This window comes from Rhodococcus sp. AZ1 (assembly GCF_054979605.1).
The window spans coordinates 338041-362138 of the sequence record NZ_JBUEQF010000003.1; the positions used below are offsets into that span (position 1 = coordinate 338041).

General features: G+C 67.9%; 22 protein-coding genes. 11 read left to right on the plus strand and 11 right to left on the minus strand.

The window, feature by feature from the left end; genetic code table 11:
- The first annotated feature begins 130 nt into the window (after positions 1–130).
- Genes ACY48E_RS06010 through ACY48E_RS06025 form a run of 4 tightly spaced genes read left to right on the plus strand, consistent with a single transcriptional unit; the run spans position 131 to position 4329 of the window.
- Positions 131–1066 carry a carbohydrate ABC transporter permease gene (locus tag ACY48E_RS06010; RefSeq protein WP_462871193.1) on the plus strand — a complete coding sequence of 312 codons (936 nt, stop codon included), beginning with the start codon at positions 131–133 and terminating at the stop codon, positions 1064–1066.
- On the plus strand, positions 1063–1887 hold the full coding sequence (locus ACY48E_RS06015; protein WP_462871194.1) for a carbohydrate ABC transporter permease: 825 nt from the start codon (positions 1063–1065) through the stop codon (positions 1885–1887). The genes ACY48E_RS06010 and ACY48E_RS06015 overlap by 4 nt, the downstream gene beginning before the upstream one ends.
- A 34-nt stretch (positions 1888–1921) precedes the next feature.
- Positions 1922–3238 carry an ABC transporter substrate-binding protein gene (locus tag ACY48E_RS06020; protein ID WP_462871195.1) on the plus strand — a complete coding sequence of 439 codons (1317 nt, stop codon included), beginning with the start codon at positions 1922–1924 and terminating at the stop codon, positions 3236–3238.
- The gene (locus ACY48E_RS06025) at positions 3238–4329 is read left to right on the plus strand and encodes an ABC transporter ATP-binding protein (protein ID WP_462871196.1); all 1092 of its coding nucleotides are present in this window, start codon (positions 3238–3240) and stop codon (positions 4327–4329) included. Before ACY48E_RS06020 ends, ACY48E_RS06025 begins: the two co-directional genes overlap by 1 nt.
- Before the next feature lie 12 nt (positions 4330–4341).
- On the opposite strand, the gene ACY48E_RS06030 is transcribed toward ACY48E_RS06025, so the two are convergent.
- From ACY48E_RS06030 to ACY48E_RS06055, 6 genes are all read right to left on the minus strand, one after another.
- On the minus strand, positions 4342–4563 hold the full coding sequence (locus ACY48E_RS06030) for a hypothetical protein (protein WP_462871197.1): 222 nt from the start codon (positions 4561–4563) through the stop codon (positions 4342–4344).
- A gap of 179 nt (positions 4564–4742) precedes the next feature.
- Positions 4743–4964: a hypothetical protein gene (locus tag ACY48E_RS06035; protein WP_462871198.1), complete on the minus strand. Its 222-nt coding sequence runs from the start codon at positions 4962–4964 to the stop codon at positions 4743–4745.
- A 774-nt stretch (positions 4965–5738) separates the two neighbouring features.
- Complete coding sequence (locus ACY48E_RS06040; RefSeq protein ID WP_462871199.1) at positions 5739–7709, minus strand: M13 family metallopeptidase; 1971 nt, start codon at positions 7707–7709, stop codon at positions 5739–5741.
- Between the two features lie 192 nt (positions 7710–7901).
- The gene (locus tag ACY48E_RS06045; protein WP_462871200.1) at positions 7902–8804 is read right to left on the minus strand and encodes a dioxygenase family protein; all 903 of its coding nucleotides are present in this window, start codon (positions 8802–8804) and stop codon (positions 7902–7904) included.
- Between the two features lie 81 nt (positions 8805–8885).
- Complete coding sequence (locus ACY48E_RS06050; RefSeq protein ID WP_462871201.1) at positions 8886–9908, minus strand: CNNM domain-containing protein; 1023 nt, start codon at positions 9906–9908, stop codon at positions 8886–8888.
- Entirely contained in the window at positions 9905–11296 is a 1392-nt protein-coding gene (locus ACY48E_RS06055; RefSeq protein ID WP_462871202.1) for a hemolysin family protein, read from the minus strand. Before ACY48E_RS06055 ends, ACY48E_RS06050 begins: the two co-directional genes overlap by 4 nt.
- Positions 11297–11479: 183 nt before the next feature.
- On the opposite strand from ACY48E_RS06055, the gene fabG reads away from it, so the two are divergent.
- Together fabG and ACY48E_RS06065 are read left to right on the plus strand one after the other, a co-directional pair.
- A complete protein-coding gene (fabG, locus tag ACY48E_RS06060) occupies positions 11480–12253 on the plus strand; it encodes a 3-oxoacyl-ACP reductase FabG (protein WP_462871203.1) in 774 nt (257 codons plus the stop codon).
- Positions 12253–12618, plus strand: a complete 366-nt coding sequence (locus ACY48E_RS06065) for an RNA-binding S4 domain-containing protein (RefSeq protein ID WP_462871243.1) — start codon at positions 12253–12255, stop codon at positions 12616–12618. The genes fabG and ACY48E_RS06065 overlap by 1 nt, the downstream gene beginning before the upstream one ends.
- A gap of 118 nt (positions 12619–12736) precedes the next feature.
- On the opposite strand, the gene ACY48E_RS06070 is transcribed toward ACY48E_RS06065, so the two are convergent.
- On the minus strand, positions 12737–13894 hold the full coding sequence (locus tag ACY48E_RS06070) for an acyl-CoA dehydrogenase (protein WP_462871204.1): 1158 nt from the start codon (positions 13892–13894) through the stop codon (positions 12737–12739).
- Positions 13895–14049: 155 nt separating this feature from the next.
- Positions 14050–14700, minus strand: a complete 651-nt coding sequence (locus ACY48E_RS06075) for a TetR/AcrR family transcriptional regulator (RefSeq protein WP_462871205.1) — start codon at positions 14698–14700, stop codon at positions 14050–14052.
- Between the two features lie 78 nt (positions 14701–14778).
- On the opposite strand from ACY48E_RS06075, the gene ACY48E_RS06080 reads away from it, so the two are divergent.
- From ACY48E_RS06080 to ACY48E_RS06100, 5 genes are all read left to right on the plus strand, one after another.
- Positions 14779–16188 (plus strand): FGGY family carbohydrate kinase, encoded by a 1410-nt coding sequence (locus ACY48E_RS06080; RefSeq protein ID WP_462871206.1) that lies wholly within the window; start codon positions 14779–14781, stop codon positions 16186–16188.
- A 114-nt stretch (positions 16189–16302) separates the two neighbouring features.
- On the plus strand, positions 16303–17424 hold the full coding sequence (locus ACY48E_RS06085) for a sugar ABC transporter substrate-binding protein (RefSeq protein ID WP_462871207.1): 1122 nt from the start codon (positions 16303–16305) through the stop codon (positions 17422–17424).
- A gap of 6 nt (positions 17425–17430) precedes the next feature.
- Positions 17431–18219, plus strand: a complete 789-nt coding sequence (locus tag ACY48E_RS06090) for an ATP-binding cassette domain-containing protein (RefSeq protein ID WP_462871208.1) — start codon at positions 17431–17433, stop codon at positions 18217–18219.
- Positions 18216–19634: a sugar ABC transporter permease gene (locus ACY48E_RS06095; protein WP_462871209.1), complete on the plus strand. Its 1419-nt coding sequence runs from the start codon at positions 18216–18218 to the stop codon at positions 19632–19634. Before ACY48E_RS06090 ends, ACY48E_RS06095 begins: the two co-directional genes overlap by 4 nt.
- A complete protein-coding gene (locus tag ACY48E_RS06100) occupies positions 19631–20818 on the plus strand; it encodes an ROK family protein (RefSeq protein WP_462871210.1) in 1188 nt (395 codons plus the stop codon). Before ACY48E_RS06095 ends, ACY48E_RS06100 begins: the two co-directional genes overlap by 4 nt.
- A gap of 15 nt (positions 20819–20833) precedes the next feature.
- On the opposite strand, the gene ACY48E_RS06105 is transcribed toward ACY48E_RS06100, so the two are convergent.
- The 3 genes from ACY48E_RS06105 to ACY48E_RS06115 are packed head-to-tail and all read right to left on the minus strand — an operon-like array spanning position 20834 to position 24074.
- The gene (locus ACY48E_RS06105) at positions 20834–21679 is read right to left on the minus strand and encodes an alpha/beta fold hydrolase (RefSeq protein WP_462871211.1); all 846 of its coding nucleotides are present in this window, start codon (positions 21677–21679) and stop codon (positions 20834–20836) included.
- Positions 21676–22275, minus strand: coding sequence for a TetR/AcrR family transcriptional regulator (locus ACY48E_RS06110; RefSeq protein WP_462871212.1), 600 nt, complete (start codon positions 22273–22275; stop codon positions 21676–21678). The genes ACY48E_RS06105 and ACY48E_RS06110 overlap by 4 nt, the downstream gene beginning before the upstream one ends.
- Positions 22272–24074: an N-acyl-D-amino-acid deacylase family protein gene (locus ACY48E_RS06115; protein WP_462871213.1), complete on the minus strand. Its 1803-nt coding sequence runs from the start codon at positions 24072–24074 to the stop codon at positions 22272–22274. The genes ACY48E_RS06110 and ACY48E_RS06115 overlap by 4 nt, the downstream gene beginning before the upstream one ends.
- Positions 24075–24098: the final 24 nt, after the last annotated feature.

Genomic DNA, 24098 nt, shown 5'->3' on the forward strand with positions numbered 1-24098 from the left:
GTCGGGCCCGTGACCCCGATCGACGCCAGGGTTACCTTCGGTACTTCGACGCCGAGGTTCCCCTCAGTGTTCAGGTCGACGGAACCCGGTGTTCACCGATCGTTGGTGCGGGCTCTGCACCCTCACGCTCGTGAGACCGAGCCCCCAGCGGACGCTCCCGGAGCTGCCGCCGGAGCGGCGCACATTTCTGTCGCGACCGTGGCGTGATTACGCGCTGTTCCTCGCGCTGGTCGGACCCAACCTCGCGCTGCTGGCGGTCTTCACCTACCGGCCGCTGATCGACAATGTGCGGCTGTCCTTCTTCGACTGGAACATCTCCTCGCCCGTCGCGACCTTCATCGGCACTGCGAACTACCGCGAATGGTGGGGCCGCAGCGACACGTGGCAGATCGTGTCGAACACCGTGATCTTCACGGTGTTCGCGGTGGTCGGCAGCATGGCCCTGGGTTTGGCGCTGGCTTTGCTCCTCGACAGCAAACTCAAGGGCCGCAACCTGGTTCGCTCGGCAGTGTTCGCACCGTTCGTGATCTCCGGCGCCGCTGTCGGCGTCGCATTCCAGTTCGTGTTCGATCCCAACTTCGGGCTGATCCGCGACCTGGCGAGCCGTGTCGGGCTGACGGTGCCGGATTTCTATCAGCAGCCTCGCTGGGCGCTGTTCATGGTGACGGTCACCTACATCTGGAAGAACCTCGGCTACGCCTTCGTGATCTATCTCGCTGCACTGCAGGGCCTTCGGGCCGACCTGTCCGAAGCCGCGCAGATCGACGGCGCGAGTCGGTGGACCACCTTCTCCCGTGTGGTGCTTCCGCAGCTGCGACCCACCACGTTCTTCCTCTCCATCACGGTGCTGCTGAACTCGCTCCAGGTGTTCGACATCATCAACGTCATGACCCGCGGCGGGCCGCTGGGGAACGGGACCACCACCATGGTGTACCAGGTGTACGAAGAGAGCTTCCGCAACTTCCGCGCCGGATACGGCGCGACGGTGGCCACCATCATGTTCCTGGTTCTTCTGATCGTGACGGTGGTGCAGGTGCGCATCATGGACCGGGACCAGAGCCGATGATCTCGACGCGCAGAACGGTGTTCGGCTACCTCGCGATGGCGGTGGTGGTGGTGCTGATCGGCCTGCCCTTGATCTGGATCGTGCTCACCTCGCTCAAGGAGCGCGGCGACATCTACGTTCAACCCGCGGACTGGTTCCCCGCACGCTTCCGCCCGCAGAACTACGGTGACGCCACGTCCTCGGTTCCGTTCGGGACGTTCCTGACCAACTCGATCATCGTCACCAGTGTTCTCGCCGTGGTGAAGTTCGCGCTGGGTGTGCTCAGTGCCTACGGACTGGTGTTCCTGCGCTTCCCGTTCAAGAACCTGGTGTTCGTGGTGATCATCTCGGCGCTGATGGTGCCCAATCAGATCACCGTGATCTCCAACTATGCGCTCGTGGCGGAACTCGGATGGCGGAACACGTTCCAGGGCATCATCATCCCGCTCGCGGGCGTCGCTTTCGGCACGTTCCTCATGCGCAATCACTTCCTGTCGATTCCGAGCGAGATCATCGAGGCGGCACGGATGGACGGTGCCGGCCACTGGCGTCTGCTCACCCGCGTGGTGCTGCCTGTCTCGGGGCCGACGATGGTGGCGTTCGCGACCATCACCGTGGTGAACGAGTGGAACGAGTACCTGTGGCCGTTCCTGATGGCCGACGACTCCACCGTTGCAACACTTCCCGTCGGACTGACCCAACTGCAGAACAACGACGGTGTCACCAACTGGGGACCGGTGATGGCGGGGACGATCCTGGCCATGCTCCCGATCCTCGTGGTGTTCCTCGTCCTGCAGAAGCAAATGATCAAGGGCCTCACCTCCGGTGCGGTCAAAGGCTGACCACGTACCCACCCGCCATCGCCCCAGGAGAATCATGTCCCCCCTGAATCGCCGTAGTTTTCTCACCATCGCCGGAACCGGCGTTGCCGCAGCCACTCTCGCGGCGTGCGCCGGAACCGGCTCGTCGTCGGGTGGAGGGGCGTCGGGCGACCCGAACACGCTGACCTTCTGGTCGAGCCACCCGGGATCGTCCATCGACGTGGAGAAGGAACTGATCTCCCGATTCGAGAAGGCGAATCCCGGCAAGAAGATCAACCTCGTGGACGGTGGCAAGAACTACGAGGAGATCGCCCAGAAGTTCAACGCCGCGCTCTCCGGCGGATCGCTCCCCGACGTGGTGGTGCTCTCGGACGTGTGGTGGTTCAACTTCGCGCTGCTCGGCGCCATCACGCCGGTGAGCGAGCTGTTCTCGCAGGCCGGTGTCGTGGCGACCGACTACGTGGACACCCTGATCGGCGACTACAAGTGGAACGACAAGACATGGGCACTGCCGTACGCCCGCTCGACGCCGCTGTTCTACTACAACAAGGCGGTGTGGTCGGCCGCCGGTCTTCCCGATCGCGGGCCCGCCACCTGGGCCGAGTTCGACCAGTGGGGACCGGAGCTGCAGAAGGTGGTCGGCGACGGCAAGCTCGCCCACGGTTGGGGCAACGCCACCGACTATCTCGGGTGGACGTTCGAGGGACCGGTCTGGACGTTCGGTGGTTCGTACTCGAACCAGTTCACACCCACCTTCTCCGATCCGCGAACCATCACAGCGGGCAACTTTCTGCGCGAGATGATCCACACCAAGAAGTACGCCGCCGTGTCCAACGACATTGCCAACGACTTCTCCGCCGGCATCCTCGGTTCCACCATCGCCTCCACCGGCGATCTCTCCGGGATCACCAAGAACGCCAAGTTCGAGATCGGAACCGCGTTCCTCCCCGCCGTCGACGGTGTGCCCGGATGCCCCACCGGCGGCGCGGGCCTTGCCATTCCGGCCAACATCTCCGACGAGCGCAAGCTCAATGCCCTCAAGTTCATCGACTTCTATACCAACGCTGCCAACACCGCGTACTTCTCCCAGAAGGTCGGCTACATGCCGGTGCGCAAGTCGGCACTCACCGATCCCTCGCAGGTGGCCTTCCTGGCGCAGAACCCGAACTCGCGCACCGCCGTCGACCAGCTACCCCGCACCCGCTCGCAGGACTACGCCCGCGTGTTCGTACCCGGTGGTGACAAGATCATCGGCACGGGTCTCGAGCAGATTGCCCTGCAGAATGCCGACGTCACGTCGACGTTCGCCAGCATCGACAGTCAGCTCCAGCAGATCATCGATCGCCAGATCACCCCGAAGTTGCCAAAGTAATGGCGGCAGTGACCTTCGTCGGGGCCACGCATCGCTACCCGGGCGCGCCCACGACCTCGGTGACCGGGCTCGACCTCGAGATCGCCGACGGCGAGTTCCTGGTCCTGGTCGGTCCCTCGGGCTGCGGTAAGTCCACGTCGCTACGCATGTTGGCCGGACTCGAGGCCGTGGAGACCGGACGCATCGAGATCGACGGGACGGACGTGACCGCGGTTGCGCCTAAAGCACGCGACGTGGCGATGGTGTTCCAGAACTACGCGCTGTACCCGAACATGACCGTCGCGGACAACATGGGCTTCGCGCTGCGCAACGCCGGTGTCGACAAGGCCGCGACGCGCGAGCGGGTGCTCGAGGCGGCGAAGATCCTCGAGCTCGAGGCGCTGCTCGATCGCAAGCCCGCGAAGCTCTCCGGTGGGCAGCGCCAGCGAGTTGCCATGGGCCGCGCCATCGTTCGGCGGCCCAAGGTGTTCTGCATGGACGAGCCGCTGAGCAACCTCGACGCCAAACTGCGCGTGAGTACGCGGTCCCAGATCGCCGGATTGCAGCGTCGTCTGGGCACCACCACCGTGTACGTCACCCACGACCAGGTGGAGGCGATGACGATGGGCGACCGCGTTGCGGTGATGCTGGACGGGACGTTGCAGCAGGTCGCCGCGCCGCGCGAACTCTACGACGACCCGAACAACGCCTTCGTCGCGTCGTTCATCGGCTCACCCGCCATGAATCTCGTCGACGCCCCGGTGCGCGACGGGCACGCCGTGATCGGCGCGGTGTCGGTGCCCCTTCCCCGCGGCGTGGTGGCGGGTCCCCGGGTGACGGTGGGTGTGCGGCCGGAGTCCTGGGTGGTGGTCTCCGACGGCACCGACGGTGCTCTCAAGGTGACCGCCGATCTGGTGGAGGAGTTGGGATCGGAGTCGTTCGTCTACGCGCTTGCGGCCGGTGAGGCCGACTGGTCCACGCGCACAGAGAAACTGGTTGTACGCGTGGACCGTCGGCATCCGGTGCAGGCGGGGGAGAAGCTATCGCTCACCCCCGATCTGAGCGAGGTGTACTTCTTCGACGCCGAATCGGGTGAGCGGCTGCGCGGGTGAATTCCCTCTGATTCAGCTCGCGGTGCCACCGGTATTGCGTTGGCGGTTGCGCTGCCATACGGCGAAGAGGCCGAACGTGCCCGTCAGACTCAACAGCGTTAGCGGGGAGACCAGCGTCTGAGCCACACCCTGGCCGAGCGCGAGGAGAAGCGCGACGCAGAACAGGGTGTTCACAGCCAATACGATCGGCATCCAGCCCCGGATCTCGACTGGCTTCTGCCACCACTTCAGCATGTCGCCGCTCCCACTCCGACTGCGCCACCGACGGTTCCCGCGACGCACCCGCTGGTGAAGGTCGACTGTGAGAGTGGGTCCGCGGTTCCGGCTTGCGCGACCGCGCGGACGCGAAGCGCTGAACTGTCGTCCGAGTTGGTGTGCGTGTCCACGGTCGCTCCTCTCGAGTTGGGTCTGACTCAGCTCGCGGTGCCACCGGTATTGCGTTGGCGGTTGCGCTGCCACGCGGCGAATGTCGTGAAGATGCTGGCGAAACAGAGCCAAGTCAGCGGTGATATGAGCACCTGCGCAAGGCTCCGACCCAGCGACAAGTAGAGTGCGAAATTCAGCACTGTCGCCACGACCATCACCACTGGAACCCACCCACGGATTTCGATCGGCTTCGCGCCCCATTTCAGCATGTTGCCGCTCCCCCACCGAGTGCGCCGCCAACCGCTCCGATGATTCCACCGCCGATAGTTCCTGCGGCGGTTCCGATACCAGGAAAGACTGATCCGACAGTCCCTCCCTCACCCGCTCCGGTCAAGCCGCCGATGAGTCCTCCGCCGACAGTTCCCGCGACGCACCCGAAGGAGAACGCGGACTGTGCGAGTGGGTCGGCGGTTCCGGGTTGCGCGACCGCGCGGACGCGAAGCGCTGAACCGTCGACCGAGTACTGCAGTGTGACGGGCTTACCGTCGGACGCCGTGGCCGTTGACGGGAGGGTCTCGGTTACGCCAGTGGAGGTGTTGGTCGCAGTTGCTCCGCCCAACCCGTCGGCGGTGAGGGTGTACCCGGTGGCGCTGACAAGCAGATCGCTGGGCCCGACCTTCGCTGTCTGGAGAACCGATTCGGCAGACTCCGAAGCCTGCGAAGTGGGGCCGGCTGCGAGTGCAGGAGCGGCCGAGGCGGTGGCTAGTGCTGCTCCGAACGCAATCGTGACAACTGCGCGCGCCGCATTGTGCTCGAGCATGTTGTTCCTTTCGTGTTTGGGAGATGCAACTCGTTTCTACCGAACCATTGGTTTGTTAACAACTGCACATTTCGGCCAATTCGGACTCTTGCCTGCTCCAGCAACGAATCCGTGACAAACGACTCGGTGAACTCTCGCTGGTCCCTGCGTCGTGCTATTAGCACGGGGGATCGTTCTGGGCTTGCACCGGTCGCCTGACCTCGGTCCTGTCGCAGCAACTGCGCTACCAGATGCGCACGCGCTTGTCCGGCTCGAGGAACAGGGCGTCGGATTCGGTGACCTCGAAAGCCTCGTGGAAGCTGTCGAGGTTGCGGATCACGCCGTTGCAGCGGAACTCCGGCGGCGAGTGCGGGTCGGTGGCCAGACGACGCAGGGCCTCCTCGTCACGAGCCTTGGTGCGCCAGACCTGTGCCCACCCGAAGAACACCCGCTGCAAACCGGTGAGACCGTCGATCACCGGTGCCTCCTGGCCGTCGAGGGCAATCTTGTACGCCTCGACGGCAATGGACAGCCCACCGAGGTCGCCGATGTTCTCGCCGATGGTGAACTTGCCGTTGACGTGGTGGCCGGGAAGGGCCTTCGGCTCGAACGCGTCGTACTGCTCGATGAGTGCGGTTGTGCGCGTGCCGAACTCGGCGCGGTCGCTGTCGGTCCACCAGTTCACCAGGTTGCCGTCGCCGTCGTACTTGGCGCCCTGATCGTCGAAACCGTGGCCGATCTCGTGACCGATCACGGCACCGATCCCGCCGTAGTTGGCGGCGTCGTCGGCGTCGGCATCGAAGAACGGGGGCTGCAGAATCGCTGCGGGGAAGACGATCTCGTTCATTCCGGGGTTGTAGTAGGCGTTGACCGTCTGCGGGGTCATGAACCATTCGGTGCGGTCCACCGGGCCGCCGATCTTGCGCAGATCCCGATCGAACTCGAATGCGTGGCCGCGACGGTAGTTGCCCACCAGATCGTCGGGCTCGACGATGTAGTCGGAGTAGTCGCGCCACTGATCGGGGTAGCCGATCTTGGGTGTGAACTTCTCGAGCTTGGTCAGCGCCGCCTGCCGCGTCTGAGGGCTCATCCACTCGAGGTCGGTGATGTTGCGCCGGTACGCCTCGACGAGATTGGCCACCAACTCCTGCATGCGCACCTTGTGGCTCTCCGGGAAATGCTCGGCCACGTACAGCTTTCCGACCGCCTCGCCCAGCATGGTCTGAACGAAGGTGACACCGCGCTTCCACCGCTCACGATTCTCCGGCGCGCCGGTCAGGGTCTTGCCGCTGAAGTCGAAGTTCTCCGCGACGATCGCCTCGGACAGGTACGGCGCCCGCGCCCGCAGCACCTGCCAGGTGGCCCAGGTTCGCCACGTCGACAGATCGAGGCTCGAGAACACCCGCGCCACGGTGGCAAGGTAACTCGGCTGGCGCACAACGAGATCGGTGAAGCGATCACCGGCACCGAGGCCCTCCACCCACTGCGCCCACGGGAACCCGGGGTGCTCGGCGATCACCTCCGCCAGGGTGGTCGGGTTGTAGCTGAGTTCGACCTCGCGTCGCTTGACCACGTCCCAATGCCCCTCGGCCAGTGCCGTTTCCAGGGCGAGGACCCGGGCGGGGTCGTCGTCGATCCCGGCGAGGCTGAACATGCGGCCCACGTGGGCGAGGAACTTCTCGCGCAGCTCGGCGTGCTCGTCGAGACGGTAGTAGGCCTCGTCCGGCAGGCTCAGCCCGTGCTGGGTGAGGTAGACGACGTACCGAGTCGAATCGCGGGCATCGGTGTTCACGTACGGCGCGACCGGGCCGGTCACACCCGTCCGCTGCAGGTTTCCGAGTACCCGAGCGAGTGCGGGACCCTCGACGGCCGCCGCGATCGCGGACAGCTCGTCGGCGATGGGTGCGGTGCCCGCGGCCTCGATGGCCTCGGTGTTCATGAAGCTCGAGAACGCGTCGCCGATCTTCTGGGCGTCGCTCCCGCGCTCGGCGCCCGACTGGGCGGAGCGCTCGATGATCTGGCGAACGTGCTCCTCGGCGCGGTCGTAGAGAACGCGGAAGGCACCGTCGACGGCCCGGTCGCCGGGAATCTCGTACTCGGCGAGCCACCGGCCGTTGACGTGCTCGAACAGGTCGTCCTGGGGACGGGTGGCAGCGTCGACGTAGCTCAGATCGAGGCCGGAGCGGCGGGCATCGGAATCGGCGAAAGTGGTCATGCGCTCCATAGTTCCACCGGTTCCGGGAGCGCGCACCGACGCAAGCAGTGCGCGGGCGATCAGGCGCCGAGGACGAGTTGCGCCCAACCCCGAAGCTACTCGTCCGCGAACCCGGCCTGCACATCCACGACGATCAGCGCTGGGCGCGTGTCGATGGTCATGGGTCCATGATGCCGCCCCCAACCCTCGGGCTCAGGTGGTGACGCCGAGATTCACCGCGCCGAGCCACCCCGCGTCGCTCTGGGCGGTGGTGACCAGGCCGGAGGCGTCGTAGATGTTGTCGTTCGAGTTCTGGGTGTTCGACTCCCACCCGGCGTGGTCGGTGTAGGGGGAGGTGGCGTAGACGGCGGCCTTGACGTCGTCGGCGAAGAAGAGCTGGGTGGTCAGCACGGTCTTCTTGTCGATGTGCACCTTCACGTGAATGTGCGTGGTGCGGCCGCGGTACCAGCCGGGAAAGATCGTGGTGAACGACGCGATCCCCGACGCGTCCGTGGTCTGGGCGCCGCGGAGATAGGTGCCGTCGTCGGTGGGGGTCGCCTCCGTCTCGCCCGAGCTGTACGACCCGTTGGACGTCTCGCCCGAGCTCGCGCCGGTGCCGCCCGGCGGCTGACCGCCCTGACCACTCGGGGGCGCACCGCCCGGCCCGCCCGGACCGCTCGGGGGCGCACCGCCCGCGCCCATGGACCCCGACTCGAACCCGGAGTACACACCACCGGCATCGCAGTGCCAGATCTCGACGACGGCGTTGGCGATCGGGGCGCAGCCGGCACCGTTCTGCACCCGTAGCGCGAGATCGAACCGTGTACCCGGGCGGTCCTCACGCAGGTCGCTACGGATGGAGTCGACGTCGAACCAGTACGGTCCCTGCGTCTCCTCCTTGCCCATCACGCACTGTGCCGCCTTGTCGAGAAGCGCTGCAGCGGAGGATGTTCGGGCCGCCTCCGCGCTGGTGGTCACCGAGGTGGAGGTAGCGGTACCACCGGAGGTGGTGGATGCGCAGGCGGCGACGAGGCCGCCGATCCCCACGGTGCCGCCGATGGACAGGGCGCGTCGCCGACTCACTCGCAGCCGACTCGCTCGTACGTCTTCGTTCATGACCACCACCCTGTCCGATTCGCCTGATTCCCGAGTGTGAACCACCCGGGAGAAGCCCGGGAACCGTTGGGTGCTGTCGGGTCAGGGCACCGACTCGGGCATCAGCCGACCCAACACGTCGGCGAGGGTGACCACCCCGACGACCTCGGTGACCTCGCCCTCGCCGGAACGGCCCACGACGGCAATGTGGCCGCGAGAGGCTCGCATGGTGTCGAGGGCATCGGCGACGGTGGTCGCCGGGCTCAGTACCAGCAACTCGCGCATGATGTCGCGCGCGGTCACCGAGGTGTCGGCACCGATCGCGTCGCGCACGTGCACCACACCCACCGGCCGCCCGCCGTCGGTGACCACCAGCCGCAGGTGCCCGCTCTTCTCGGCGACCGCCCGCATCGTGTCGGCGTGCGCGTCGATCGGAACACCGGTGGGGTGCGGATTGGGGGTGACGATGTCGCCGATGGTCAGTGTCTCGATGTCGAGGGCACCGGCAAGCTGCTGGTAGTACCGGGTATCGAGGGTGCCCACGGTGGCCGAGTGCTCCACCAGCTTGCGCAGCGCACCGGGATCCTGCCCGGCGAGCACCTCGTCGACCGGTGTCACACCGACCGCGACGAGGAGCCGGTTCGCGGCGGAGTTGAGCGCCACGATGAAGGGCCGGGTGACGAACATGAACATCCGCATCGGGATGGCCAGCAGCTTCGCCGAGTACTCCGGGTGAGCGATCGCCCACGACTTCGGCGCCATCTCCCCGACCACCAGGTGCAGGAACGTCACCACCACGAGCGCGAACACGAAACCGCCGACATCAGCCAACCACTCGGGGGCGCCGAACCGCTCGATGGCGGGCGTCACCGAGTACTGCACGGCAGGCTTTGTGACCGCGCCGAGCGCCAGGGCGCAGATGGTGATGCCCAGCTGCGACCCGGCGAGGAACACCGACAGCTCCGAGGCGCTGCGCACCGCGGCGCGGGCAGATGCACTGGTTGCTGCCGCGTCCTGTAGGCGATGGCGCCGCGCCCCGATCAGCGCGAACTCGACGGCCACGAAGAACGCGCTCGCCGCGATCAGCAGAACCGTGGCGGCGAGGACCAACCAGGGGTTACTCATGAGCGCACCTCAGACTCGGCGGTCGCGTCCTGATCGCCGGTATCGATCTTCTCGACGACGGTGACGAACAGCAGCGACGGAACGTGCCGCTCCACCCGTCGTACCTCGGCGCGAACGGTGCGCACCGGGAGCGGGGTGTCGCGGGGGCGCAGGTCGTCGACGGGTTCGATGTCGAGGGTCACCGCGTCACCGACCTCGGGCAGGCCGCCGTGCAGCGCGATGACCATGCCTGCGACCGTCTCGTAGTCGTCGTCCTCGGGGAGGGGGGCTCCGATGGCACGCGCCACCTCGTCGACGTTGGTGGCTCCGGGCACCGACCAGCCGCCGTCGATGCGGGCGATCTCGGTCTCCTCGCTGTCGTGCTCGTCGGCGATCTCGCCCACCAGCTCCTCCGCCATGTCCTCGACGGTGATGATCCCGGCGAACCCGCCGTACTCGTCGAGCACGATGCCCATCTCCTGACGTTCACGAGCGAGCTGAGTGACCACGTCGGGGAGCGGAAGCACCTCGGGGACGAACACGGCCGGCCGGGCGAGCTCTGCGGCGGTGCCGGTGACGCCGGGTGCGAGCAGGTCGCGCAGATGCACCACGCCGACCACGTCGTCGGGGCTCTCACCGAGCACCGGGTAGCGAGTGTGGCCGGTGCGCATCAACTCGAGGATCTCGGCGGCCTCGGTTGTGGCCTCCACGGTGCCGACCTGCGAGCGCGGCACCATGGCGTGCTCGGCATTGCGGGTGGGGAAATCCAGGACCCGATCCAGTAGCGTGGACAGGTCTGCCGGCAGTTCGCCGGACTCGCGCGATTCGGACACGATGTGCTCGAGGTCGCGGGGCGTGGCCGCGTGCTCGACATCGTGCACCGGCTCGATCTTCAGCAGTCGCAGCAGGGCGTTGGACGACGCGTCGAACAGGGCGATCAGCCAGCCGAACAGGCGCAGATACATGTTGGTCGAGAACGCCAGGCGACGCGCCACCGGGACGGGCCGCGCGATGGCGAGGTTCTTCGGGAACAGCTCACCGAAGATCATCTGCACGATGGTGGAGAACACGACGGCCGCCACCGTGCCCACGGCAACTCCGACCGCCGTGGGGACCCCGATACCGCCCAGCAGCTCACCGAGACCCCGTCCCACCAGCGGCTCCGCCACGTACCCGACCGTCAGAGCGGTGACGGTGATGCCCAACTGGGCACCGGAGAGCATGAACGACGTGCGTCGAGTGACCTTCAGTGCCCGCTGCGCGCCCCGATCGCCCTGCTCGGCGAGGTCCTTGAGCTTGGACCGGTCCACCGCCATGTATGCGAACTCCTGGGCGACGAAGTACCCGGTCAACGCCGTGATCACGAAGATCACCAGGACGCCGAACAGGATCCCCAGAACCGTCAACACGGGCTATCACCCCGGTGGGCGGCGCGCGCGGGCACGGGTCTTCGGGGTTCGGGCTCGGGTGACATCGGATCCTCTCTCACGATGACACCAGTATCCACGAAGCGATGCAGTACCGACCACGCCGCATGGACGATGCTGTAGAGACGAAAGCTGTACATCCACCACCACCGGGAAGGTTTCACAGTGAGCGCCGACAGCAGCAGCGATCAGATCAGAACGGCCATCGTCACCGGCAGCGCCCGCGGTATCGGGGCGGCCGTGGCGCGTCGACTCGCCTCCGACGGCTACGGCGTTGCCGTCGTCGATCTCGACGAAGCCGCCTGCGCGGGGACGGTCGAGCAGATCACCGCCGCGGGCGGCGCCGCCATCGCCGTCGGCGCGGACGTCTCCGACGAGCAATCCGTGCAGAGCGCCGTCGACCGCATCGCCGGCGAATTCGGTGCGCCCACGGTGCTGATCAACAACGCGGGCATCACCCGCGACAACCTGCTGTTCAAGATGACCACCGCCGACTGGGACTCGGTGATCGGCGTGCACCTGCGCGGGTCGTTCCTGATGTCGCGCGCGGCGTCCAAGCACATGGTCGACGCCAAGTGGGGACGCATCGTCAATCTCTCGTCGACCTCCGCGCTGGGCAACCGCGGGCAGGCCAACTACTCCGCGGCCAAGGCCGGGCTGCAGGGCTTCACCAAGACACTCGCCATCGAACTCGGCCGCTACAACATCACCGTCAACGCGATCGCCCCCGGCTTCATCGAGACCGAGATGACCGCGGCCACCGCCGAACGCATCGGTGTGCCGTTCGAGGACTTCAAGAAGGGCGCGGCCGCGCAGATCCCCGTCCAGCGCGTGGGTCAGCCCGAGGACATCGCCCACACGGCGTCCTTCTTCGCCAGCGAGGGTGCCGGTTTCGTCTCGGGTCAGATCGTCTACGTCTCCGGCGGGCCCCAGGACTGATCGCCGTGACCCGAGTGGACGCGTGGACGTGGGCGGTGCGGGTGTACAAGACCCGCTCCGCCGCGGCCACCGCCTGCCGCGGCGGTCACGTGAAGGTCAACGGGACCACCGCCAAGCCCGCCACACACGTGGTGGTGGGGGACGAGGTGCGCATACGCATCGGGCCGGTGGAGAAGGTGCTCGAGGTAGTGCGGCTGGTGGACAAGCGGGTGGGGGCGCCGGTGGCCGCACAGTGCTACATCGACCGCAGCCCCCCACCCCCGCCCCGCGAACTTTTCGCCGCTCTGCCCGTGCGGGACCGGGGTTCCGGGCGGCCGACCAAGCGAGAACGGCGCGACCTCGACCGTCTCCGGCGCACTCCATGAGCGCGGAAGGGCGCTACCCCCTGTACCCAATGTGACATTTGGTCACCATGGATGACCAAATGTCACATTGGGTACGGAAACACGGGGGTGGGTACGGAAAAACGGGGGCGAGCGGGGGTCAGCGCAGGAGGGCGCGGGACATGACCACCCGCTGGATCTGGTTGGTGCCCTCGTAGATCTGGGTGATCTTGGCGTCGCGCATCATGCGCTCGACGGGGAAGTCACGGGTGTAGCCGGCGCCGCCGAAGAGCTGGACGGCGTTGGTGGTGACCTTCATGGCGACGTCGGAGGCGAAGCACTTGGAGGCGGCGGTGATGAAGCCGATCTGCTGCTCGCCCCGCTCGGCACGAGCGGCGGCGCTGTAGACCATCAGGCGCGCGGCCTCGATCTCCATGGCCATGTCGGCGAGCATGAACTCCACACCCTGGAAGGTGGAGATGGACTTGCCGAACTGCTTGCGGTCCTTGGTGTAGGCGATGGCGGCGTCGAGTGCACCCTGCGCGATGCCGACGGCCTGGGCGCCGATGGTGGGGCGAGTGTGGTCGAGGGTCTTCAGCGCGGTCTTGAAGCCGGTGCCGGGCTCGCCGACGATGCGGTCGCCGGGGATGCGGCAGTTCTCGAAGTGCAGCTCGCGGGTGGGGCTGCCCTTGATGCCGAGCTTGCGCTCCTTGGTTCCGACGGAGAAGCCCTCGTCATCCTTGTGCACCATGAACGCCGAGATGCCGTTGGCGCCCTTGTCCGGATCGGTGACGGCCATGACGGTGTACCAGGTGGAGACACCGGCGTTGGTGATCCAGGCCTTGGTGCCGTTGAGGATCCAGTCGTCGCCGTCGGCCTTGGCGCGGGTCTTCATCGACGCGGCGTCGGAACCGGCCTCGCGCTCGGACAGCCCGTAGGACGCGCCGTCACCCGCGGCGATGGACGGGAGCACCTTCTTCTTGAGGTCCTCGCTGCCGCTGAGGATCAGGCCCATGGTGCCGAGCTTGTTGACGGCCGGGATCAGCGACGACGACGCGCACACGCGCGCCACCTCCTCGATGACGATGCAGGCGGCCACCGAGTCGGCGCCCTGGCCGCCGTACTCCTCGGGGACGTGGACGGCGTGGAAACCGTTGGCCACCAGAGCCTTTGCCGCCTCCTCGGGGTAGCGCTCGTTCTCGTCGACCTCGGCGGCGTAGGGCGCGATCTCCTTCTCCGAGAGCGCGCGGATCGCGGCACGCAGTTCGTCGTGCTCCTCGGGCAGTGCGAACAGGTCGAAGTCGGGGTTGCCGGCCATGAGTCGAACCTTCCAGGGTCAGGGGTATGGCACGCAGTGCCAATGAATGGCTCAATGGTACGACCGAACATGGGAAACGACAAGACACGATCACATGACAGACCTCACGGCTGGCACGCGGTGTCACGCCCCCCGAGTACGGGGGCGCGCCCGTGTCAGAGGTGCTCGGTGAGGGCGTCGAGGATCTCCTTCGGCTGCGTCCCGCGTGGGAAGACGGCCACCACCACCTCGCCGGAGCGCTCGAACCGCGAGATCAGCTCGTCGAGGGCGCGACGGATCTCCTCGCGCGTATCGGCGACGCTGCCCGTCGAGCCGTGCCGGAGGAAGCGTCGGAGCAGGTAGTTGTGGGTGGCGGTGACGGCGGCGGCGAACTGCACCGCCTCCACCTCGCTGGACTCGGGCAGGGCGCCCCGCAGATAGTCGGTGAACAATCCCTCGTAACGGAAGGTCATGACGATCTCGCGATCGCGCAGCACCGGGACGTCCTTGACGATGTGATACCGCCGCGCGGTGGTGTCGATGGACCCGGCGAAACGGTCGTACACCATGACGGCGGCCTCGACGACCGCGGCGCGGGGATCGTCGTGGTCGTCGGCGAGGTGGCGCGAGATGTCGTCGACGGCGAGCTCGTGGTCGACGAACACCACATCCTCCTTGGCCCGGAACTGCCGGAAGAAGGTGCGGCGGGAGATGCCTGCGGCGTCGGCGATCTCGTCGACGGTGGTGGTCTCGTAGCCCTTGGCCTCGAACAGATCGAGGGCGCCGAGCATCACCCGAAGGCGGAAGTCGTCCGGATCGGCGCTCACGGTCGATCACCGTATCCGACGCCCTCCTCGCGCGTACGGTGCTCGGTGCGGGGGTCGTGCGGGTCAGGGAGAGATGTCATGGCGTTGGTGGCAGGGGTGGATTCGTCCACCCAGTCGTGCAAGGTGGTTGTCCGCGACGCGGAGACGGGGGCGCTGGTGCGCTCCGGTCGTGCCGCGCACCCCGACGGCACCGAGGTGGACCCGCGGCTGTGGGGTGAGGCGTTCGACGAGGCAATAGCGCAGGCCGGTGGTCTGAGCGATGTCGCCGCCATTGCGGTGGCCGGGCAGCAGCACGGGATGGTGACGCTCGACGACACGGGCGAGGTGGTGCGCCCGGCGCTGCTGTGGAACGACACACGTTCGGCGACGGCCGCGGCGGATCTGGTGACCGATCTCGGCGGCGGGCAGGCGTGGGCCGACGCGGTGGGGGTGGTGCCGGTGGCAGCGGTGACCGCGGCCAAGCTGCGCTGGCTGGCAGATGCCGAACCAGCGAACGCCGATCGCACTGCGGCGGTGTGCCTTCCGCACGACTGGCTGACATGGCGACTGGGTGGCATGGGATCGCTCGACGACCTGGTGACCGATCGCGGTGACGCCAGCGGCACCGGCTACTTCTCCGCGGCCACCGGCTACTACCGGGAGGATCTGCTGGAGTTGGCGCTGCGCGGGCGCCGACCCCGTCTGCCGCGGGTGGCCGGTGTGGCCGAGGCCGTGGGGACGGCGGCGACGACCGGAGCAGTGGTGGGGCCCGGCACCGGCGACAATGCCGGTGCCGCGCTGGCGCTCGGCGCCGAGGTGGGCGACGTCGTGGTGTCGGTGGGAACGTCCGGGGTGGTGTGTGCGGTCAGCGCCGTACCCGCCCGCGACGCCTCCGGTGCGGTGGCCGGTTTCGCCGACGCCACCGGTCACCACCTGCCGCTGGTGTGCACTCTCAACGCCGCCCGCGTGCTCGATGCCGCCGCCCGGATTCTCGGCGTGAACCTCGACCGCCTGTCGGAGATGGCCCTGTCCACCACCAGCGACGGGCTGGTGGTAGTGCCATATCTCGAGGGTGAGCGCACCCCGAACCGTCCGCATGCCAAGGGTGCGGTCCACGGCCTCGACCTGGCCAACTCCACGCCCGCGCACCTGGCGCGGGCCGCGGTGGAGGGTGTGCTGTGCGGGCTGGCCGATGCTCTCGATCATCTTCTGGCGCAGGGTGTTCAGGGTCGGCGGGTGTTGCTGGTGGGCGGTGGTGCGCGGTCGGTGGCGCTGCGGACGCTGGCACCGTCGATTCTCGGGTTGCCCGTGGTGGTGCCCGAGCCGGGCGAGTACGTGGCCGACGGGGCAGCGCGTCAGGCGGCGTGGGTGCTGTCGGGCAGTGCGTCGCCCCCGGCATGGACCCCGTCGTCCGCCCGGACGACGTACGAGGCCGATCCCACGCCAGTCGTGCGGGAGCGGTACGCGCAGGTTCGAGACCTCACCGTGGGTGCCGACACGAATCTGTGACCTGCTTCACACGAAGTTTTCCATTTCGTGTTGTCCACGTCACACCGACGGTTATGTTGTTGCTCGCAACTTACGCCGTCCGTCGGGATCGGCACGAACGGAAGGAACGCTCGCGTGCGACACAACAGCAAGCTCATTCTCGCGACCGCAGGGGTCGGCCTCATGCTCGCCGTCACCGCCTGTGGCAGCAACAGCTCCAGCGGCTCGGGCACCTCGTCGAGTGGCGGCGGAAGCGGCAACGGCGGCATCAAGGTCGGCGTGATCCTGCCCGACACCAAGTCCTCCGCGCGGTGGGAGTCGCAGGACCGCCCGCTGCTGCAGAAGGCCCTCACCGACGCCGGACTCGACCCGATCATCCAGAACGCCGAGGGTGACACCACCAAGTTCTCCACGATCGCGGACTCGATGATCAGCCAGGGCGCCAAGGTGATCCTGATGACCAACCTGTCCTCGGCATCGGGCGCGGCCGTGCAGAAGAAGGCCAAGGAGGCCGGCGTCGCGACCATCGACTACGACCGTCTGACACTCGGCGGCTCCGCCGACTACTACGTCTCGTTCGACGCGACGACCGTCGGCAAGCTGCAGGGCCAGGGCCTGGTGGACTGCATCGGCAACAAGCCTGCCGCCCCGGTGATCCAGATCAACGGCTCGCCCACCGACAACAACGCAACGCTGTTCAAGGCGGGCGCACTGCAGGTGCTCCAGCCCCTCTACGACTCCGGCGCGCTGCGGCTGGTGGGCGATCAGGCCATCCCCGACTGGGACAACCAGGTGGGCGGCACCACCTTCGAGCAGCTGCTCAACGGTAACGGCGGCAAGGTCGAGGGTGTGCTCGCTGCCAACGACGGCCTGGCCGGCGCGGTGGTGACGGTGCTGCAGAAGAACGGGCTCAACGGCAAGGTTCCCGTCACCGGGCAGGACGCCACCGAGGACGGCCTCAAGGCGATCCTGCGGGGCGACCAGTGCATGACGGTGTTCAAGGACGTGTCCAAGGAAGCCGCGGCCGCCGCTGCCCTGGCGATCGACCTGGCCAAGGGTGACACCGCAGCCGCCGGCACCAAGGCCGCCGGTTCCTCCGACGACCCGGTGGGCAACCGCACCGTCAAGTCCGTGCTGCTGGACCCGGTCACCATCACCAAGGCCAACGTGAAGGTGGTTCTCGACGCAGGTGCGATCAAGAAGGAAGACCTGTGCACCGGTGATGTCGCAGCCGCCTGCACCGCGGCGGGTATCTGATCGACCATGAGCGAGAAGAGCACCCCGATCCTGCAGCTGCAGGGCATCAACAAGAGTTTCGGGCCCGTGCACGTGCTGCACGACGTCGATCTCACCATCGAGGCGGGTACGGTCACCGCGCTGGTCGGCGACAACGGCGCGGGTAAGTCCACCCTCGTCAAGTGCATCGCCGGGATCCACGGATCCGACTCGGGCACGGTCCGATTCGATGGCCGAGAGGTGTCGGTCTCGAACCCGAAACAGGCAGCGGCACTGGGGATCGAGGTGGTCTACCAGGACCTCGCCCTGTGCGACAACCTCGACATCGTGCAGAACATGTTCCTCGGTCGCGAGGTCACGTCCGGTGGTCTACTGGACGAGGCGTCGATGGAGAGATCTGCACGCGAGGCTCTCGCATCACTGTCGGTGCGCACCGTGAAGTCGGTGCGCACCCCGGTCGCTGCCCTCTCCGGAGGGCAGCGACAGACGGTGGCCATCGCGAAGTCCGTGCTGTGGAACTCTCGCGTGGTCCTGCTCGACGAGCCCACCGCGGCGCTCGGGGTCGCCCAGACGCGGCAGGTTCTCGATCTCGTTCGCCGACTGGCGGATTCGGGTGTGGGAGTGCTGCTGATCTCTCACAACATGAACGACGTCATGGAGGTCTCCGACTCGGTGGCGGCGCTGTTCCTCGGCCGCATGGCGGCGCAGGTTCCCACGTCGTCGGTGTCGTCGGGGCGCATCGTCGAACTGATCACCACGGGTCGTTCCGGCGACATCGGACTGGCCCCCGCCGAGGCATCCGAGGTGGCGATATGACCGTGAACACGAACAAGACTGCAGGGCAGGCGGATTCGGATTTCGCCATCGACACCGCGCAGCGCTCGTTCGCCGGCGCGATCCGCGACTACCTCTCGCGGGTACGCGGCGGTGAACTCGGGGCCCTGCCGGCGCTGGCCGGACTCGCGGTGCTGCTGGTGTACTTCGTCTCCCGATCGCCGGACTTCCGGTCGCTGTCGAACCTGGCGAACCTGCTCACCCAGGGCGCGGCCACCGCGCTGATCGCCATGGGTCTGGTGTTCGTGCTGCTGCTCGGGGAGATCGACCTCTCCGCCGGAACCGCGTCGGGTGTGGCGGCAGCGGTGCTCGCGCTGCACTACACCGAGAACGGCAATCTCCTCGGCGCGATGGGCAACACGGTGTTCGTGATCTTCTGCCTCGTGTTCGCGCTCGGAGCCGTCCTCGCCGCCCTGACGAGGTTGTGGGTGGCGATCGTCCCGGCCGTCCTCGGACTGCTGATCGTGCTGGTGGGATTCCCGGCCAATCCGTGGATCGAGATCGTGCTCGCGGTGTGCGTCGGTGCCACCATCGGCGCGCTCACCGGGTTCCTCGTCTCCCGGGTGGGCATCCCGTCGTTCGTGGTGACCCTGGCGCTGTTCCTCGCCTGGGGCGGGGTGGTGCTCAAACTGATCGGCGAGGGCGGCACCCTGGGCCTGTCGGACAACCCGGTGCTGTTCGCCATCGCCAACCGCTCGCTGCCGATCTGGGGGAGCTGGGTGCTGCTGGCCGTGGTGGTCGGTGGCTACGCGGCGGTGACCCTCACCCGTCAACGCGCTCGCCTCGCGCAGGGACTCGTCGCACCACCCACGACGATCCTGTTGGCGAAGATCGCGGCGCTCGCGCTGCTCGGCGCCATCGCCACCGCCGCGCTCACCCGCAACCGCAGCCTCGGTGCGGCGACCACCACCATCGTCGGCATCCCGTACGTGGTGCCGATCGTGCTGGCGGTGCTGGTGGCCGGGACGTTCGTGCTCGACCGCACCTCCTACGGCCGACACATCTACGCCGTCGGTGGCAACGCCGAGGCAGCTCGCCGCGCCGGTATCGACGTCCGTCGAATCCGGATGAGCGTGTTCGTGGTGTCCTCCTCGATCGCGGCGCTCGGTGCGATCGTCTCGGCGTCGAAGGTGGGTTCGGTGGACCCGCAGGCCGGCGGCGGCAACACCCTGCTCTTCGCCGTCGGCGCGGCGGTGATCGGTGGAACGTCGCTGTTCGGCGGCAAGGGCCGCGTCCGCGACGCGGTGATCGGTGCGGCCGTGATCGCGGTGATCGACAACGGCCTGCGCGGGCTGAACGAGTCCGCCGCGGTGGTCTCGATCGTCACCGGTCTGGTGCTGCTGCTCGCGGCCAGTGTCGATGCCCTCTCGCGACGCAGGTCGAACGCAGGTCGATGACCGCACGTCGGGTCGCCCGCCTGGACAGGGGTACTCGGCCGGACGAGATTCGCCGGGCCAACCGCACCGCCGTGGTGCGCCGCCTGCACCTGACCGGGGCGTGCACGAGAGCCGACCTCGCGGCCGGTCTCGGGCTCAACCGCTCCACCATCAAGTCCGTCGTCGACGCCCTCGTCTGCGACGGGTTGGTCACCGAGACCGGCTCGGTGGACGCAGCCGGGGGTGGCACCGCCGGTCGGCCGTCGCTTCTGGTGGAACCGACCCCGACGGGGGTGTGGGTGGTGGCGCTGGACCTGGCCGTCGACGCCCTGGTGGCGGCTGCGGTCGGGTTCGGCGGGTCGGTTCTGGCCGAGCGGCGGGTGTGCATCCCGCGCGAGGCCGACCCGCCCAGCATCGTGGATCTGCTCGGTGGCGCCGTGGCCGCGCTGCAGGGGGCGATGGGGTGTGCACCGGCCGGCGTGGGCGTGGCGGTGCCGGGGCTGGTGCGGTCGGGCGATCAGGTGGTGCGCTCGGCGCCGAACCTGGGCTGGACCGACGTTCCCCTGGGCGCTCTGCTCGGTGAGCGTGTGGGGTTCGAGGTGTCCGTGGGCAACGAATCCGATCTCGGTGCCGTCGCCGAGCACCTTCGCGGCGCGGCGCGGCAGATCGAGGACGTGGTGTATCTCCTGGCCGACGTCGGTGTCGGTGCCGGCCTCATCAGCGGCGGTGTGGCCCTTGTCGGAGCGCAGGGGTACGCGGGCGAACTCGGGCACATGCCCGTCCGACGCGACGGCCGACGGTGTCGATGCGGGGCGAGCGGGTGCTGGGAGACCGAGGTGGGCCGCGCCGCGGCGATGCGAGCGCTGAACCTCACCGAGTCGGCGTCGGCGGCGGACATCGCGGCGCGGGTGGGTGACATCGCATCCGGTCGGGTGCCGCGCCCGACCCAGCTGGACGACTACGCCGAGTGGTTCGCCTGCGGCGTCACCAGCGTCGTCACCCTTCTCGACCCTCGCGCACTGGTGCTCGGTGGCCTGTTCGCACAGCTGCTCCCGCTGGTGGCCGAGCCCGTGACCGCGATGCTGGGTCGGTCGGTGGTGATGCGCGGGCGCCGGGTCGAGGTGCTCCCGGCGTCACTCGGTGAGTCGGCTGCGCTGATCGGGGCGGCCGAGCACGTGTTCGACGGGGTGCTCGAACGACTCTGACCAGCCAGTGGACGGTCAGCCCTTGGCGGTCTCGAGCAGCAGTTCGGCTGCCTCACGCGGATGCGAGTACGGCCACCAGTGCCCGGAGTCCACGGCCACCACGCGCACGTCGTCGGCCCACTCGTCGACGCCGTCGGCGAGGTCCGGGGCGAGATAGGGGTCGCCGAGAGGGGTGACCAGCACGGTGCGCACCGCGCAGGCGGGAGCCGGTCCGCGGCGCAGTCGCGCCCGCACGTTGGTGCGGTACATCTGCACCCCGCGCATGAGGTTGGCGACGTTGGGCCGTGGCTTCGGGGCGCGTCCGCCGAGGAAGATGAACGCCGTCGGCACCAGCCACAGCGGCAGGGGCAGGTGGAAGGCGAAGACGTACCAGGATCGGCGGAGCTGCCCGATCAGGGCGGGCCAGCGCACGATCGAACTCCGGCGCAACTGCAGGACCTGACGAAGATGGTCCAGGCTGGGACCCGACACCGAGACGAACGAGCCGAAGACCGCCGCGGCCCGCGGGTCGGCCATGGTGTTCCACGTCTGCGTCGAGCCCCAGTCGTGCGCGAACACATGCACCGGCCCGCGCAGGTCGGGCACCGAATCGAGCACCGCATAGGTGTCGTTGGTCAGGTGCTCGAGGGTGTACTGCTCGCGGCCGATGGCCACCGGGGTGTTCCCGCAGCCGCGGGTGTCGTAGGTGATCACCCGGGCGCGGTCACCGATGGCGTCGATCATCGCCTCGTACATGTAGTGATCGTCGGGGTATCCGTGCACCAGGAGCACCGTGTACTCGGCGTCGCGACTGCCGTACTCGTAGACGGGAATCAGGGCACCGTCGGTGATGACCGACCAGGTGTGCGCGGGGGCTGTCATCCGGCGATCTCCTTGGGGATGGACGAGGTGAGCAGACGGGCGATCAGCTCGAGACGCATTATTTCCTGCTCCGGTTCCGGATGTACAACGGCGCTCAGGGCCTCACCGTCGAGCAGGTACACCACGCTCATCACCACTGTGTCCAGAGAGTCCGGGTCCAGGAACGCCGCCACCGGCAGCGCGCGGGCGGTTTCCGAGATCTCCCGGTGGTAGCGGACGGTGAACGGAACCAGACGCTCACGCAGCAGCGCATCGCTGCGCGCGGCGATGAGCAACTCGTACCAGGCGCCGTTGATCGGGGCCCGACACGCTGCGCGGAGCAGCTCGAGGCATCGCGGTACCGATGCGCTGCCGAAGCTCGCCAGACCCACCCGGAACTGCGCGAACTGTCGCCGTCGTACCTCGTCCGCCGCCGCGACGATGAGATCGAGGCGGGTAGGGAAGTGGCGGAACAGTGCACCCGAGGACACCCCGGCCCGGCCGACCACCTCGGCAACCGTGGTTCCCGCGTACCCCTTCTCGCACAGCGAATCGATGGTGGCGTCCAACAGCAGACCGATGGTGCGATCGCGCCGTTGCTGCTGCGTGCGCGTCATACAGTGACTGTAGTGCGCACCGGCGCGGTGGACCGCCGCCCGGCCCGCAGGAACCGGCCCGCCCGCTCCGAGGTTCCGAACCACGACGCGAACACTCCCCGCCGGTAGACCACGCGACCGCCGATGATGGTGGCGGTGACGGCGTCGTCGTTGCGGTTGACCATGCGGCTCAGTCCACCGAACTCGGGCATCGGCGCCTCGTGGTACGCGTTGGCGGCGCTCTCGTCGAGGCCGGCCGGGTCGATCACCACGATGTCGGCTCGGTCGCCGTGGCGAATGTGTCCGGCGTCGATGCCGTAGAAATCGGCCAGCTCACCGGAGAGCTTGTGGGCGGCCTGCCCGACGGTGAGGAACTGCTTGCGGGCGCCGTGCACACGGGCGAGCAGGCGGATGCCGAAGTTGTAGAACGCCATGTTGCGCAGGTGCGCCCCGGCGTCGGAGAAGCCCACGGTCACGCCCGGGCGGGTGATCAGCCGATCCAGCTGCTTGCGGCGGTGATTGACGATGGTGGTGTGCCAGCGCAACTTTCGCCCGTGCTCGACCACCAGGTCCAGGAACGCGTCCACCACGTCGATGCCGCGTTCGCGCGCGACGTCGGCGACGGTGCGCCCGATCAGCGACGCATCGGGGCACTCGGTGATGAACGCGTCGCCGAAGTCGCGGTGCCACACCCTCGAGGAGAACTTCTTCTCGAAGTCCGCGCGGAACCAGCGCCGGTACGCCTCGTCCTTCAGCAGCTCGTTGCGGGCGAGCTCGTCGTTGAGGTGCAGCGCCGCCCGACCCGAGCCGAACTCCTCGAACACCACCAGGTCGATGCCGTCGGAGTACACGTCGAACGCGGTGGGCAGGTGCTGCCAGCGGAACTGACCGCGCCCGACCCGGTTGGTCAGCCACGCCAGCGGACCGAAGATGTGATGGAGCCACGGTGAGGCCTTCGCGTCCGCCGCGGCCAGCAGCGAGACCTTGAGCGGGCGTCGACGCAGGCCGGTGGACGTGGCGATGAAGAAGGCCATGTCGTACTTCGTGTTGAGGTTGGGGATCGACTGCAGCACCCGTCCGCGCCGGCGCAGCACCCGGTGCATGGCCCGGAACTCGCGCCACGACGCGTACGACGACGGCAGCGAGCGTGAGCGGTACCGGTCGCCGTCGAGTTTGTCCCACGGGTTGGTCATGGTGGACATGCCGAGGAAGCCGGCGTCGAGCGCCTTGTCGAGTGCGTCCTGCATCTCGACGGCTTCGCCGCGGGTGGGCTTCTGAGTGCGGTCGGTGGAGCGGTCCAGTCCCATCACGTGCGCGCGCAGGTCCGAGTGGCCGACCATGGCCGCGATGTTCGGGCCCAGGGGCAGTTGCTCGAGGGCGTCGATGTACTCGGCGGGGCCGGTCCACGTCTTGTGCTCGGTGACCGCGCCGAGCACGTGCTCACGCGGGAGGGCCTCGACTCGGCTGAACAGGTCCGCGATGTCGACGGGAGTGGAGTAGATGGTCGAGAGCGAGCAGTTGCCCAGCAGCACGGTGGTGACCCCGTGCCGCACGGACTCGGTGAGACCGGGGCCGACGAGCACCTCGGCGTCGTAGTGGGTGTGCACGTCGATGAAGCCGGGCATCACCCAGCGGCCGGTGGCGTCGACCACGTCGGTGTCGGGGCCGACGGGCAGTGCGGTGGGCGAGACCGCGGCCACGACCCCGTCGCGTAGTCCGACGTCGGCGCGCACACCCGGCCCGCCGTCACCGTCGAACACCGTTCCGCCGCGAATCACGACATCGAACTCCGCCAGGGTGTGTCCAGCATCCCGTGTCATGGGTCACACTCTAAGTTAGAGAGT

What these genes read in the sequence shown, in the direction of transcription:
- ACY48E_RS06015 (WP_462871194.1), top strand. Translation starts at nt 1,063, where the DNA reads ATGATCTCGACGCGCAGAACGGTGTTCGGCTACCTCGCGATGGCGGTG.
- ACY48E_RS06110 (WP_462871212.1), bottom strand. Translation starts at nt 22,275, where the DNA reads ATGACGCGCACGCAGCAGCAACGGCGCGATCGCACCATCGGTCTGCTG.
- ACY48E_RS06045 (WP_462871200.1), bottom strand. Translation starts at nt 8,804, where the DNA reads ATGAACGAAGACGTACGAGCGAGTCGGCTGCGAGTGAGTCGGCGACGC.
- ACY48E_RS06115 (WP_462871213.1), bottom strand. Translation starts at nt 24,074, where the DNA reads ATGACACGGGATGCTGGACACACCCTGGCGGAGTTCGATGTCGTGATT.
- ACY48E_RS06050 (WP_462871201.1), bottom strand. Translation starts at nt 9,908, where the DNA reads ATGAGTAACCCCTGGTTGGTCCTCGCCGCCACGGTTCTGCTGATCGCG.
- ACY48E_RS06070 (WP_462871204.1), bottom strand. Translation starts at nt 13,894, where the DNA reads ATGGCCGGCAACCCCGACTTCGACCTGTTCGCACTGCCCGAGGAGCAC.
- ACY48E_RS06035 (WP_462871198.1), bottom strand. Translation starts at nt 4,964, where the DNA reads ATGCTGAAATGGGGCGCGAAGCCGATCGAAATCCGTGGGTGGGTTCCA.
- ACY48E_RS06090 (WP_462871208.1), top strand. Translation starts at nt 17,431, where the DNA reads ATGAGCGAGAAGAGCACCCCGATCCTGCAGCTGCAGGGCATCAACAAG.
- ACY48E_RS06105 (WP_462871211.1), bottom strand. Translation starts at nt 21,679, where the DNA reads ATGACAGCCCCCGCGCACACCTGGTCGGTCATCACCGACGGTGCCCTG.
- ACY48E_RS06020 (WP_462871195.1), top strand. Translation starts at nt 1,922, where the DNA reads ATGTCCCCCCTGAATCGCCGTAGTTTTCTCACCATCGCCGGAACCGGC.
- ACY48E_RS06030 (WP_462871197.1), bottom strand. Translation starts at nt 4,563, where the DNA reads ATGCTGAAGTGGTGGCAGAAGCCAGTCGAGATCCGGGGCTGGATGCCG.
- ACY48E_RS06080 (WP_462871206.1), top strand. Translation starts at nt 14,779, where the DNA reads ATGGCGTTGGTGGCAGGGGTGGATTCGTCCACCCAGTCGTGCAAGGTG.
- ACY48E_RS06040 (WP_462871199.1), bottom strand. Translation starts at nt 7,709, where the DNA reads ATGACCACTTTCGCCGATTCCGATGCCCGCCGCTCCGGCCTCGATCTG.
- ACY48E_RS06095 (WP_462871209.1), top strand. Translation starts at nt 18,216, where the DNA reads ATGACCGTGAACACGAACAAGACTGCAGGGCAGGCGGATTCGGATTTC.
- ACY48E_RS06025 (WP_462871196.1), top strand. Translation starts at nt 3,238, where the DNA reads ATGGCGGCAGTGACCTTCGTCGGGGCCACGCATCGCTACCCGGGCGCG.
- ACY48E_RS06100 (WP_462871210.1), top strand. Translation starts at nt 19,631, where the DNA reads ATGACCGCACGTCGGGTCGCCCGCCTGGACAGGGGTACTCGGCCGGAC.